The 14,330-nt window shown below is 33.0% G+C and carries 10 protein-coding genes; 7 read left to right on the top strand and 3 right to left on the bottom strand.

Translation table 11 applies throughout. The features are described 5' to 3' along the window. Position 1 precedes the first annotated feature (1 nt). Positions 2 to 3,064 carry a type I restriction endonuclease subunit R gene (locus ABDX67_RS07355; protein ID WP_347174312.1) on the top strand — a complete coding sequence of 1,021 codons (3,063 nt, stop codon included), beginning with the start codon at positions 2 to 4 and terminating at the stop codon, positions 3,062 to 3,064. Further along, positions 3,064 to 3,720 carry a M48 family metallopeptidase gene (locus ABDX67_RS07350; RefSeq protein ID WP_347174311.1) on the top strand — a complete coding sequence of 219 codons (657 nt, stop codon included), beginning with the start codon at positions 3,064 to 3,066 and terminating at the stop codon, positions 3,718 to 3,720. Before ABDX67_RS07355 ends, ABDX67_RS07350 begins: the two co-directional genes overlap by 1 nt. Before the next feature lie 267 nt (positions 3,721 to 3,987). Here ABDX67_RS07350 and fahA read toward each other — a convergent pair whose 3' ends face one another. Further along, positions 3,988 to 5,277 (bottom strand): fumarylacetoacetase, encoded by a 1,290-nt coding sequence (gene fahA, locus ABDX67_RS07345; RefSeq protein ID WP_347174309.1) that lies wholly within the window; start codon positions 5,275 to 5,277, stop codon positions 3,988 to 3,990. A 123-nt stretch (positions 5,278 to 5,400) separates the two neighbouring features. On the opposite strand from fahA, the gene glyA reads away from it, so the two are divergent. Next, on the top strand, positions 5,401 to 6,675 hold the full coding sequence (gene glyA, locus ABDX67_RS07340; RefSeq protein ID WP_347174308.1) for a serine hydroxymethyltransferase: 1,275 nt from the start codon (positions 5,401 to 5,403) through the stop codon (positions 6,673 to 6,675). A 479-nt stretch (positions 6,676 to 7,154) separates the two neighbouring features. Next, positions 7,155 to 8,393, top strand: coding sequence for a cation:proton antiporter (locus tag ABDX67_RS07335; protein ID WP_347174307.1), 1,239 nt, complete (start codon positions 7,155 to 7,157; stop codon positions 8,391 to 8,393). Here the strand turns inward: ABDX67_RS07335 and ABDX67_RS07330 are convergent, their stop codons facing one another. Continuing rightward, entirely contained in the window at positions 8,394 to 9,677 is a 1,284-nt protein-coding gene (locus ABDX67_RS07330; RefSeq protein ID WP_347174306.1) for a DNA recombination protein RmuC, read from the bottom strand. It abuts the gene before it with no gap. A gap of 96 nt (positions 9,678 to 9,773) precedes the next feature. Between ABDX67_RS07330 and ABDX67_RS07325 the strand changes: the two genes are divergently transcribed. Both ABDX67_RS07325 and ABDX67_RS07320 read left to right on the top strand, forming a co-directional pair. Beyond that, positions 9,774 to 10,307, top strand: a complete 534-nt coding sequence (locus tag ABDX67_RS07325; RefSeq protein WP_347174305.1) for a 1-acyl-sn-glycerol-3-phosphate acyltransferase — start codon at positions 9,774 to 9,776, stop codon at positions 10,305 to 10,307. Positions 10,308 to 10,330: 23 nt separating this feature from the next. Then, positions 10,331 to 11,518 carry a hypothetical protein gene (locus tag ABDX67_RS07320; protein WP_347174304.1) on the top strand — a complete coding sequence of 396 codons (1,188 nt, stop codon included), beginning with the start codon at positions 10,331 to 10,333 and terminating at the stop codon, positions 11,516 to 11,518. Positions 11,519 to 11,583: 65 nt separating this feature from the next. On the opposite strand, the gene gcvT is transcribed toward ABDX67_RS07320, so the two are convergent. Continuing rightward, positions 11,584 to 12,669: a glycine cleavage system aminomethyltransferase GcvT gene (gcvT, locus tag ABDX67_RS07315; RefSeq protein WP_347174303.1), complete on the bottom strand. Its 1,086-nt coding sequence runs from the start codon at positions 12,667 to 12,669 to the stop codon at positions 11,584 to 11,586. 193 nt (positions 12,670 to 12,862) lie between these two features. Here gcvT and ABDX67_RS07310 point away from each other — a divergent pair, with 193 nt between their 5' ends. After that, the gene (locus ABDX67_RS07310) at positions 12,863 to 14,329 is read left to right on the top strand and encodes an aminopeptidase P N-terminal domain-containing protein (RefSeq protein ID WP_347174302.1); all 1,467 of its coding nucleotides are present in this window, start codon (positions 12,863 to 12,865) and stop codon (positions 14,327 to 14,329) included. The last annotated feature ends 1 nt before the right edge of the window (position 14,330 follow it).

The raw sequence follows: 14,330 nt of genomic DNA, 5'->3' as shown, positions 1-14,330 counted from the left end.
TATGGGACATTTATCAGAACTTAAAGGTGTAGAAAAACCAGTAACTGAATGGTTAAGTAAAATGGGCTGGTCATTTAAAAGTAATGATGATTTAAAAACCTATGAACGTCCTTTTTCAAAACCCATTATTGAACAAATATTGGTAGAAAAAACAGCTTTAATAAACAATATAAGCGAAGAAGTTGCACAACACGCAGTTGAAATGCTGATGCAAAATTTAAATAATCCTATTCCAATTTTAGGAAATGAGGCGTTTTTAGATAAATTGGTTTCGGGTGTTACGCTTTCGGTAAAAGACAAAGACATTGATGTGCTTTTTATTGACTTTGAAAATATTTGGGAAAACGATTTTATCGTAACCAACCAATTTTGGGTACAAGGCTACAAAATGGTAAAAACTGATATTGTCTTGTTAATTAATGGTGTTCCTTTAGTACCTATAGAAGCCAAACAAAGAGCAAGAAAAGGTACGAATTGGATGGAAGGTGTTCGTCAATTTTCAACTTACGACCAAAGAGCCGATAAATTATATATGTGTCATTGCTTTGGTGTGGCTTGTAACGGTAGAATTACAAAATATGGAATTCCCGGAGCTTCCTCGTCTTATTTCAACGAATGGAAAAATACCTTGATAGATGTTAGCCAACCCAATCCAATTTTAGAACCAACTAATGACCTTTGTACAACTTATCAAGATAAAAAAGACGGACTTTGGAATTTTGATGTTGACCGTTTGCCAAATGGAGAAGTATTGGAGCGAATGAAACTCGGTATCATTGGCTTATTGCAACCAGCAAGAGTGTTGGATATTTTAAAACACTTTTTAGTTTTTGAACGAGAAGAAGGAAAAATTGTAAAAAAAGTAGCTCGTTATCAACAATTACGAGCAGCCAATAAAATTGCAGATAGAGTTATAAAAGGCGATTTAGACCAAGGTGTAATTTGGCATACACAAGGTTCTGGAAAGAGTTTAACAATGCTTTATACAGCATACAAACTTCGCCAAAGTAAAGAACTAAAAGACCCAACAATTTACATTGTGGTTGACCGTAAAGATTTGCGAGAACAAATTGGAGGAACTTTTGACGATTGCGAATTTCCAAATGCGAGACCAGTAAATAATATTGGCGATTTAAAACACATTATTAAAACTTCACCTTCAGGCGTTTTTATTACAACCGTTCAAAAATTTGATGAATTAGGAGACCGACAAGATTTGCGAGACAATGTAATTGTTTTAATTGACGAAGCACATAGAACACAATACGGCAATTATCAAATGGAATTGCAAGCAGTTTTACCTAACGCTAAACGATTCGCATTTACAGGAACACCAATTCCAAAAACACACCAAGAATTTGGAATAGTTGACCAAGACAAAGGAAAACACGAATATTATTTAGATAAATACAGCATTCAAGATGCGATTGATGATGGAGCTACAAAACCAATTCGCTACACTTTTGGGCCAACTGAATGGTTTTTAGACAAGGAAAAATTAAAAGAAGGTTACGAAGAAATCACAGCAGAACTTACAGAAGATGAAAAGAAAGCTGTTGAAAGAAGAGTTTCAGCTTGGAAAGTCTTTTTAAAGCATCCTGACCGTGTTGAAACACTTGCAAAAGATATTGCAACGGATTTTAAAGAAATGCTCGAACCACAAGGCTATAAAGCTCAAATAGTCGCTTGTGATAAAGAAGCTTGTGTTTTGTATTACAATGAACTGATGAACTATTTCGACCGTTCAGAAGTCGCAATAATATTCTCAACTGGACATTACGAAGAAGGCGAAAAATACGAACTCTACAAAGACCATTACAAAGAAGATAAGGAACGTAAAAAGTTAATTAAGCAATTTAAGAAAAGAATTACAGAGGAAGAACAAAAAATGGGTAACAACCTGAAAATCTTCATTGTCTGTAATATGCTTTTAACTGGTTTTGATGCACCAATTGAGCAAACAATGTATTTGGATAGTCCTTTGCGTGACCACAATCTTTTACAAGCAGTAGCAAGAACCAACAGACCTTATGACGACAAAGTAACCAAGCTATCGAAAGAATTTGGACGAATAGTTGATTATGTTGGAGTCTTCCAAAATTATAAAGAAGCATTGAATTACGACCCAGAAGATATTGGCGAGTTTGAAGATGTAGAAAGTTTGGTAAAGACATTCCCTAAAGTTTTAGAAGAAGCGTTTAAGCCTTTTGAAAACATTAAACTGGAAGACAGTTACGAATGTACAATGGCAATCGTTAGAAAGCTATCGGAAATTGACCACGGAAAATTTGAAAACGACTTTAGAGAAGTTATTCAACTTTGGGAATCTATTTCACCACATCCAGCATTAAGAGAATCAAAAATAAAATACTTGTGGCTAAATGAGATTTATGAAATCTATTTAGAAGAATTTAAACGATTAGATTTTGATGCAGAAATCTATGCAGCCAAAACACGAAAATTAATTCAAGAAACTTCTAAGCTGCTAAATTTCAAAGGGCATTTACCTGAAATATCAATTGATTCAGATTACTTGAATAAACTGAAAGAAATTAAGCTTGACCCATCAGACAAGGCAGAAAAAATAATTAGAGATATTGAAACTGTAATACGTAAGAATGAAGTTAATAGTGCCATTTATGTTGAGTTTCAAAATCGTTTGGATGATTTAATAAAACAAAAGCAAGAAGAAAGTCTTGCGATTGAAGAAATATTAAATCAACTAGGAGACCTTTATTCAGAATTAGATGAAATTGCTTCGCTTCCAGAAAGAATGGGATTTCCAGACAAAGGAAGTTTTGAGTTTTTTACAATCATAAAGAATATTTCAGGAGAATCGTTTAACGAAGAACTTGTTAGAGAGTTTTCATTTGAAGCAGCAGAAAAAATAAAAGCCAAAATTTACAATGGTTGGCAAGAAGTTCCAAGAGAATTTGACCGTTTGAAATATGAAATTTTACTCTTATCTGTAAATCCAAAATTTGAGGAACTAAAGATTGATGGAAATGAAGAATTGATGGAGCAAATTATGAAAGCTGTTTTACAGAATTACAAATTGAGTTAATGGAGTTACCAAATAACTACATATTAATCCGCAAGGAAGTAAAACACGCTCGACTTCGAGTAAGTGAAGATGGAAAAGTACGCATAATTGCACCACCAGACTTTTCAGAGGAAGATATCAATTCAATGCTGAAGAAAAAAAACAGATGGATTGATAAAAACCTAAAGTATTTTGACGGAATGTCCTCAATTGAATTAAAGCGAAATCAATTATTACTTTTCGGTAATAGATACGCTTATTTTTATGATACTACGTATTCACAAAAGGTTAAAGTTGACCACGAACACAAAACAATCAATTCAAAGCGAGATTTACTTGACCCAAAAGTTCAGGAAAAATGGTATCGGAAAGTTGCTAAAAAACATTTGACAAAACGGACAAACCAACTTGCGGAAAACTTGAATTTTAAGCACAATAGAATATTTATTCGAGAATCCAGAACGAAATGGGGAAATTGTTCAAGAGACAAGAATATTTCATTGAATTGGAAATTGATAAAAGCACCTGAATATGTAATTGATTATATCATAATTCACGAATTAATGCATACTGTAGTTATGAATCACACACATAAATTTTGGACTTTAATGAAATCATATTATCCGAATTATAAAGAGTCGATAAAATGGTTAGAAAAATATGGAAATAGTTTATAATTATAGGTAAGCCACTTTTTTTTATTAATCACTACTATTCTTCACTATTTTCACAACCCGTAAATCCTTGATATCTTATAAATTCCAATTGTTTTGCATAGGTTACTTATGATATTAGTTACTTCATTTATTGAGATTACTTCAGTCATTCTTCCTTCGTAATGACGGTATTGTTTTATGAGATTACTTCGTCCTTCGTCCTCGTAATGACGTACAAAAAAAAGGACACTCCAAGAGCGTCCTTTTTTAATGATATTTATAATACTACTATTTCTTAAACGGAATAGCAGGCAATACTTTACCAGTACACTCACCAAAACCAATACGTACGTCATTATTTTCACAATGTGCACGCATAATCACCGTATCATTATCATTGATAAATTTACGCTCAGAACCGTCGTTTAATTTAATTGGGTTTTGACCACGCCAAGACAACTCTAGCATAGAACCATAACTGTCTTTTGTTGGGCCCGAAATAGTACCAGAACCCATCATGTCTCCAGCTTCTACCGGACAACCATTTACAGTATGATGCGCTAATTGTTGCACCATGGTCCAATACATATATTTAAAGTTAGAGTTGGCAACCACCGTTTCTTCTTTTCCTTCTGGTTTAATACCTACTTGTAATTTAATGTCGTAACTTTTTTGTCCATCTACTTTTAAATATGGCAAAGGTTCGTGTACTTGCTCTGGATTATCAGTTCTAAAAGGCTCTAAGGCATCCAACGTAACAATCCAAGGAGAAATGGTAGAAGCAAAGTTCTTTCCTAAAAATGGACCTAAAGGTTGGTATTCCCAAGCTTGTATATCTCTTGCCGACCAGTCGTTAAATAAGACCATTCCGAAAATATATTCTTCTGCTTCTTCAATAGAAATACGATCTCCTAAGGTATTAGAATCTGTAGTGATAAACGCCATTTCTAATTCGAAGTCTAATAATTTAGAAGGACCAAATCCCGGAGTATTGGTTCCTTCTGCAGGTTTCGATTGTCCGTAAGGTCTTCTAATAGGTGTACCAGACGGAATGATAGAAGAACTTCTACCATGATATCCAATGGGTACATGCAACCAGTTTGGCATTAAGGCATTTTCTGGGTCACGAAATAAAGTACCCACGTTGGTAGCATGTTCTTTACTTGCATAGAAATCGGTATAATCGCCAACAGTTACTGGCAATAACATTTCTATTTCATCCATTCTAAAAATAATTTCTGCTTTGTGCTCTTTATGATCTCTTAAACCACTTTTAGTAACGTCAAAGATGTCTGCAATTCTATTACGCACCAAACGCCAAGTTTTGCGTCCGTCTGCAATAAAATCGTTTAGAGAATCTTGCAAAAAGATATCGTCTGTAAGCGGTATCCCATCAAAGTAACCTAATTGATGTAAGGCTCCTAAATCGATGGCGTAATCTCCAATTCGTGTTCCGATGGTAATAATATCATCTTTAGTAATAAACACACCAAATGGGATGTTTTGTATTGGAAAATCTGAATCTTTAGAAACATGTAACCACGATTTTCTGTTGGGATTATTAGCCGTTAATTTCATCTGAATATATATAGTATTAGTTTTTAAACCAATGTTATTAAAATTTTATCAAATATAGCAGAAAGTTGTTAGTTGCAAAATGATTTTTACTACTTTTGATAATCTTTATTAAAACAAACAACAATGCAACTAGATAATCAAATTTTTGACCTGATTCAAGAAGAAAAAGAAAGACAACAAAATGGTTTGGAATTAATTGCTTCAGAAAACTTTGTAAGCGATCAAGTAATGCAAGCCCAAGGCTCAATTTTAACCAATAAATATGCAGAAGGATATCCTGGTAAACGTTATTACGGTGGATGCGAAATTGTAGATATTGTAGAACAAATTGCCATAGACAGAGCCAAAGAATTGTTTGGAGCAGAATATGTAAATGTGCAACCACACTCTGGTAGTCAAGCTAACACAGCAGTATTTGCTGCTTGTTTACAACCTGGTGATACTATTTTAGGGTTCGATTTATCGCACGGTGGACATTTAACACACGGTTCTCCAGTAAACTTTTCTGGTAAGTTATACAACCCTGTTTTTTATGGAGTGGATAAAGCAACAGGAATTATTGATTACAACCATTTAGAAGCACAAGCTAAAAAGCATCAACCTAAATTAATTATTGCAGGTGCTTCTGCCTATTCTAGAGATATGGATTTTGAGCGTTTTAGAAAAATTGCTGATAGTGTGGGCGCAATTTTAATGGCAGATATTTCGCATCCTGCGGGATTGATTGCAAAAGGAATCTTAAACGATCCGTTACCACATTGTCATATTGTTACTACTACAACACATAAAACATTGCGTGGCCCAAGAGGAGGAATGATACTAATTGGTAAAGATTTTGACAATCCGTTTGGAGAAACCTTAAAAAACGGGAATCCAAAGAAGATGTCCACATTAATTAACTCGGCAGTATTTCCTGGTAATCAAGGCGGACCATTAGAACACGTAATTGCAGCAAAAGCAGTTGCATTTGGAGAAGCACTAACAGACGAGTTTTTAGAATATCAACTACAAGTAAAAGAAAACGCAGCAGCAATGGCAGCAGCATTTGTAGCAAAAGGATATCATATTATTTCTGGCGGAACAGACAATCATTGTATGTTAATTGACTTAAGAAACAAAAACATTTCTGGTAAAGATGCCGAAATAGCTTTAGGAAAAGCAGATATTACCGTAAACAAAAACATGGTGCCTTTTGATGATAAGAGTCCGTTTGTAACGTCTGGAATAAGAGTTGGAACCGCAGCTGTTACTACAAGAGGTTTAAAAGAAACAGACATGCAACAAGTAGTTGACTTTATAGATGAAGCAATTCAGAATCACGATAACGATGCTGCTTTGGCGGAAATTGGAGAACGCGTAGAAGAGATGATGTCTGCAAGACGTTTGTTTGTGATGTAAACGATAAGATTGTTTGGTCAATGTTTTGACATTGTTTGGTCAATGCCTCTACATTGTCTCCTCGAGCATTAGCGAAATTAAAATACATTTTAATTGAAGGTAGCTAGTGCAACTAGTCGAGAGGTTAAATAGGTCTTGTATCTCGACTCCGCTCGATATGACAAATTCGACTCCGCTCGATAGGACAAGCTCGACCTGACAAGTCTCGATGATGTTCGATAGAACAAGTTCGACTCCGCTCGATAGAACAAGCTCGACCAGACATTTAGATGAAAGAGAAACGAAAACATATATGTAAACTAAAAAGCAGCCAATCGGCTGCTTTTGTTGTATAGATCTTAAAAATGTCCGTTCGATCGGAGTCGAGAACTTATACTATTCCTATATTTGCATATACAAAACGATTACCGCTCGACTGTGCTCGACCTGACAAGTCTCGACTGCACTCTAGGAAACAAATAATATAAAATCACACAACAATGGATGCTTATTTAATAGCAACAATACTAATTTTCTTCTCAGCAATATTTGGGTATATCAATGTCCGATTTTTAAAACTACCAAATACCATTGGTTTAATGATTATTACCATTGTATTTACACTGTTTGTAATTGCGTTGAGTTATTTAGATCCTACGTTGTTAAACTTCGAAAAAGAAATAATATCTAAAATAGATTTTAGAGAATTGTTGTTAGAAGAAATGCTGAGTTTTTTATTGTTTGCAGGCGCGTTACATACCAACTTTAACCAACTAAAGATTCAACGTTGGCCCGTGCTTATGTTTTCTACTTTAGGTGTTTTAGCATCTACTTTTTTAGTAGGAATTAGTATGTATTACGTATTGCAACTTGTTGGGATGCAAGTAGGTTTTATTTATTGTTTACTCTTCGGAGCGTTGATTTCTCCAACAGACCCAATTGCAGTACTCGGAATTTTAAAGAAAGCCAATGTTCCTAAGAAACTAGAAACAAAGATAGTTGGCGAGTCTTTATTTAATGATGGAGTTGGAGTAGTAGTGTTCTTAACTATTTTTCAAATCGCTTCATTCGGAGTTGATAAAATAGAAGTAGTAGATGTTTTACAACTCTTCGGAAAAGAAGTGTTGGGTGGAATCCTTTTGGGAGCTGTTTTAGGTTGGATTACGTACAGATTGTTAAGATCTATAAACGATTATGATATTGAAGTTATTATTACGGTTGCTGCTGTAATGGGCGGAACAGTAATTGCGCAGTATTTGCATTTATCGGCTCCTTTAGCCATGGTTACAGCTGGTTTAATTGTAGGAAATGATACTATTAGAAACGCTGCCATGTCAGAAACTACAGAACATTATGTAGATAAGTTTTGGGAATTATTAGATATTTTATTGAATGCTATTTTGTTTGTAATGATCGGAATGGAAATGCTCGTTTTAGTAGTAGAAGGCGATTATATTATTGCTGGATTGATTGCAATTCCGTTAATATTAGTATGTAGATTCTTATCCTTATTAATTCCGATTAACTTCTTTAAAAAGAAACTAGACTTTGTGCCAAACACCAACCTAATTATGACTTGGGGTGGTTTGCGTGGCGGAATCTCCATCGCTTTAGCTTTAGGATTGACCAATGAAATGCACAGAGATTTATTCTTGGTAATTACCTATATCGTTGTTATCTTCTCAATAATTGTACAAGGATTAACTGTTGGAAAGTTGGTAAAGAAGTTGAAGGTTTAGTTACTCTTCCGTAGCTCTATCTAATAAGTTTTTGTTTAAGTTCTTACTTGTCTTTGCACCCAATACTTTTATGCGCTCTACTTTTGTGATTAAGTTTCCTTTTCCGGTGAGCTTTTTCATAGAAGTATCATAACTTCCTTGTACTGTTTTTAATTGATTTCCTACTTTGATTAAATCATCCGTAAGGTTTACAAACTGATCGTATAACTTTCCTGCTTGCTCAGCAATTGCCAATACATTTTTCTTCTGATTCTCTTGTCGCCACATCGAAGAAACCGTACTTAAGGTTGCCAATAAGGTTGAGGTAGAAACCAATACCACATTTTTGTCTAAAGCCTCTAAATACAAGTCGTTGCTGTTGTTTAAAGCTATCATTAATGCAGGTTCTATGGGTACAAACATTAGTACATAATCTGGTGTGTTGATCTCGTACAAACTGTCGTATTTTTTACTACTTAAATCTTTGATATGTTTTCTAAGACTTTCTAAATGTTTCTTTAAACTGATTTCTTTATCGGCATCTTCCTCGGCACTTGTGTAGGCTTCATACGCCGTTAACGATACTTTAGAATCGATAATTAAATGTCTATCATCTGGTAAGTTGATGATAAAATCTGGTTTTTTAAGTTTGCCTTCGTCATCCCTATATCCGCCTTGTGTTTCAAAATGAATGCCTTTGGTTAGATTCGCTTTTTCTAAGAGCATTTCTAATTGCGTTTCACCCCAATCACCTTGTACTTTAGAATCGCCTTTCAACGCTTTTGTTAGGTTGATGGCTTCTTTGCTCATTTGTAGATTTAAGTCTTTCAATCCACGCAGTTGCTCTTTTAGTGCAGAATGCATTCCGATACTTTCTTTTTGAGATTCGGCTACTTTCTTTTCAAATCCATCTATTTTTTCTTTTAACGGATTTAAAATGCCCTCAATACTTTCTTTATTTTGTTCTTTAAAGGTTTTTGAGTTATCCGTTAAGATTTTGTTTGCCAAGTTCTCAAACTCTTTGGTAAACTTTTCTTGTAGCTTTTCTACATCTTGTTTGTTGAGTTCTAATTTTTCTTTCAGATTGGCATTGTCGGTTTTATTCTTTGTGTTTTCTATGGTTAAATACTCTTTTTCATCCCTTAGTTTTTGCAATTCTTCTCGCAGTTGATTGTTTAATTGCTGTTGCATTTTTAAAGCTTCATCATCGGGTTTTTTAGTAGCATTGCTATTGGTTGTTTTATATAGATAAAATAGGGTTGCAGCTAAACCAATGAGTATCAGTATTTGTAAAGTAATTTCCATAATTTTTGATAGAATCTTTTAAAGATACTAAAATTAAGAGTTTTATATTTGTGTACATAATAATATGTGTTTTATTTGTAAACTTATTGATACTCCATGATTTCAAAATTTATATTTAGTACTATTCTAGGTTGGAAATTGGTAAACAATTTTCCGAAAGAACTTAAAAAATATTTAGTTATTGCAGCGCCACACACAAGTTGGCAAGATTTCCCGATCGGAATTTTAGCAAGAAATACAGCAGGAGTTAAAATTAATTTTATAGGTAAAGACTCTTTGTTTAAAGGTCCGTTTGGCTTTATTTTTAAAAGTTTAGGAGGCGCACCAGTAGATAGGTCTAAAAGTAATAATTTGGTAGATGCCATTGTGCAAGTGTTTCAGTCTAAAGACGAATTTAGATTGGCGTTATCTCCAGAAGGAACAAGAAAGAAAATAGCAAAATGGAAAACAGGTTTTTATTATATAGCCAAAGGCGCAAAAGTTCCTGTTGTTATGGCAACCTTAGATTATAAAAACAAGCAAGTAAAAATCTCTGAGCCGTATTATACAACTGATGATAAAGAAAAAGATTTTAAATACTTTCAATCTTTCTTTAGTCCGGATATGGCAAAAAAACCGAAACAATATTAATATTTGAATAAATTAAAATAATTATGAAAAAGATTACATTCTTATTCCTCCTTTTTCTTGTTGTTTCATCTTGTAGTAGTATAAAATCTACTCAAAAAGCTATTAACTCAGGTAATTATGATAAAGCTATAAATACCGCAGTTGAAAACCTTAGAAAGAATAAAACTAAAAAAGGAAATCAACCATATATACCAATGTTAGAAGAGGCTTATGAAAAAGCTTATACAAGAGATTTAAAAAGAATTGATTTTTTAAAAAAAGAAGGGAATGCAGAAAATGCTGAAGCTATTTACAATTTGTATTTAAAGTTAGATACTAGGCAAGAAATGATTAAACCATTGCTGCCATTAACGTATCCAGATAATGAATATGATGCACATTTTATATTTAACGATTATACTTCTGATATTATCGCTTCAAAAAAAGAACTTTCAAATTTGTTATATGACAACGCAAAAGCATTGTTTAGCTCAACAAATAAATTAGATTACAGAAAAGCATTTGATGATTTAAACTATATAGAAAAAATCAATCCTAATTATAAAGATACTAGAAATCTAATTAGAGAAGCACATGAGAAAGGAACTGATTATGTATTTGTTTCTATGAAAAATAAAACCAATCAAATCATCCCAAAAAAATTGGCTAGAGATTTATTAGATTTTGATACGTATGGATTTGATGATTTATGGACAGTATATCACAGCACACAAGATGAAAATATTAATTATGATTTTGGTTTAGAATTAACGTTAAAAAACATTAAGATTTCGCCCGAACGAATTAAAGAAAAAGAATTTGTAAAAGAAAGAACGGTAAAAGACGGTTGGGAATATCTAGTTGATAAAAACGGAAAAGAAGTAATAAACAGCAAAGGAGAAAAAGTGAAGGTAGATAAAATGGTTAAAGTAAAATGTAGTGTATATCAATTTACACAATCAAAATCTGCTGAAGTTACTGGAAGAGTTCGTTATATAAATTTTAATACACAGCAATTATTAAAATCATTTCCTGTAAGTAGTGGATTTATATTTGAACATGAATACGCTACTTTTAGGGGAGATAAAAGAGCTATAACAGGAGCTCTTAAGGATTTGATTAAATTAAGAGCTGTTCAGTTTCCAACCAACGAACAAATGGTTTTTGACGCTGGAAACGACTTAAAAAGAAGTTTAAAAAGAATGATTCTTAGAAACAAGTTTAGAAAATAGAAATATTTGATTGCATAAAAAAAACCTGCTCATTAGCAGGTTTTTTTAATTCATCTATATGTATTTTATCCTTTATAAAAAGGCAATTTTACTACTTTAGCAGGAATTGCTTTTTTACGAACTTGAATAAAAATGTCTGTATCTAATTTTGAGTTGGCTTTGGTTACATAACCCATCCCGATTCCTTTTCCTAAAGATGGACTCATCGTACCAGAAGTTACAACGCCAATTGCATTTCCGTCTGCATCCACAATTTCGTAATCTTGTCTTGGAATTCCTCGTTCTAGTAATTCAAATGCAACTAATTTATTTGTAATTCCGTTTTCTTTTTGCGCTTTTAAAGCTTCAGAGTTTACAAAGTCTTTCGTAAATTTTGTAATCCAACCCAAACCAGCTTCTAAAGGAGACGTTGTATCGTTAATGTCATTTCCGTATAAACAATATCCCATTTCTAGACGTAAAGTATCTCTTGCAGCCAATCCAATAGGTTTAATTCCGAAATCGGCACCAGCTTCAAAAACTTTATTCCATAATTTTTCTGCATCTTCATTTTTCACATACACTTCAAATCCGCCAGAACCCGTATAACCCGTTGCAGAAATAATAACATTATCTAATCCTGCAAAATCTCCAACTTTAAACTTGTAAAAAGGAATTTCTGCCAAGTTAACCGAAGTTATTGATTGCATTGCTTCAATGGCTTTAGGGCCTTGAATAGCCAATAAAGAATACTCGTCAGAAACGTCTTTTAATTCCGCTCCAATTTCTGCATTGTATTTAGAAATCCAATTCCAATCTTTCTCAATATTAGAAGCATTTACTACTAATAAATATTGATTTTCTTTAATTTTATAACAAATTAAATCATCTACAATTCCGCCATCTTCATTTGGGAAATAACTGTATTGTGCATCTCCAACAGCTAATTTAGAAACATCATTAGATGTTACTTTTTGCAATAAAGCCAATGCGTTTTCTCCTTCAACCAAAAGTTCTCCCATATGGCTTACATCAAAAACACCAACGCTATTTCTAACTGTTTCGTGTTCAATATTAATTCCTTCATAAGAAACCGGCATATTATAACCAGCAAAAGGAACAATTTTAGCATTTAAAGCTTCGTGTACGTGAGTTAGTGCAGTGTTTTTCATTCTAATCGTGTCTATTTTGTTATTTGATAATTTTTTTGCTAATGTATTAAAAATGTAGAATTATAGTTCTATATAACAGCGATTAGTTTTTATATAATTCATTAATCTTTTGTTAATATTACGAGATTATCTTAATTTTTTTTATGAAATAACTGTACATTTGAGAGATCAACTCTAATATAACTTTTTTAACATGTACACTAAAAAAATATTTATTGCACTTTTACTTTTCACTACAACGTTTAGTTTCTCTCAAGGAAAAGATTTGCCAAAAGATTTCTTATCGAGTGAGTTTCATAAAGAAAGAAGAGAAGCTTTACGTGCTAAGATGCCAAAAAACTCAGTTGCTGTTTTCTTTGCAAATCCAACTAGAAACAGAGCAAACGATGTAGATTATGTATATCATCAAGACCCAAATTTTTATTATTTAACAGGATATAGAGAACAAAACTCTGTATTGTTAATTTTTTCTGAAGCCCAACAATCAGAAAAAGGTTCTTATAACGAATTGTTTTACATACAACGAAGAGATGCAAGAGCAGAAATGTGGAACGGCTATCGATTGGGTATCGAAGGAGTTCAGAAAACACTTGGCTTTAAAGATGTTTTTAATGGAGAAGATTTTGCCAATATTTCAGTTGATTTCTCAAAGTTTGATAAAATCATTTTTGAAGACTTTAAAAACGATGTTAGAGATGATAAAAGAAACAAAGCAGATTTATATGATTTAATTGAGACGTTTAAAACAAAAATCTCTTATCAAACGTCTACAAGTAAAATTCCGGCTACAGACAAAAACATAAAATTAGCAACCAATATAGATGTTAAAGCATTGGGAGGCATAATGGCAACTTTACGAGAAGTTAAAACCAAAGAAGAATTGGTATTGCTTAAAAAAGCAGTGCGTATTTCTGCAATGGGACAAGTTGAAATTATGAAAGCAATGCATCCTAAAATGTCTGAAACAGAAGTGCAAGGAATTCATGAATTTGTATATAAAAAATATGGAGCAGAATATGAAGGATATCCGTCAATAGTTGGAGCAGGAAATAATGGATGTATTTTACATTACGGAGAAAACAATAAAATGAATCTGAATAACGATTTGGTTTTAATGGATTTAGGAGCAGAATATCGTGGTTATACAGCAGATGTTACGCGTACAATTCCTGCAAACGGTAAATTCTCTAAAGAACAAAAGTTGATATATGATTTGGTATATGACGCTCAAGAAGCTGGTATTGCACAATATGTTATTGGAGGAAAAATTAGCAGACCAGGGCAAACGGCTCGTAAAATTATTAATGAAGGTTTGTACAAATTAGGAATCATAAAATCGGTTGATGCAAGACATTTATATTTCCCTCACGGAACATCGCATCACATTGGTTTAGATGTGCATGATCCAGGAAATTATACCACTTTTGCAGAAAATATGGTATTAACAATGGAACCAGGAATTTACATTCCAGAAGGAAGCGATTGTGATCCAAAATGGTGGGGAATTGGAGTTCGAATAGAAGATGACATTTTAGTAACTAAAAATGGTCCCGTTAATTTATCTGCGGATGCACCAAGAAAATCTGATGAAATTGAAAAAATGATGAAACAAAAAAGTATTTTCGCAACCTATACATTACCAGATTTAGATAAAGAATAAT

The organism is Polaribacter uvawellassae (assembly GCF_039748955.1).
Classification (GTDB): domain Bacteria; phylum Bacteroidota; class Bacteroidia; order Flavobacteriales; family Flavobacteriaceae; genus Polaribacter; species Polaribacter uvawellassae.
Note: the sequence above shows the minus strand (reverse complement) of the source record. Positions and strands in the feature narration are given on the sequence as shown.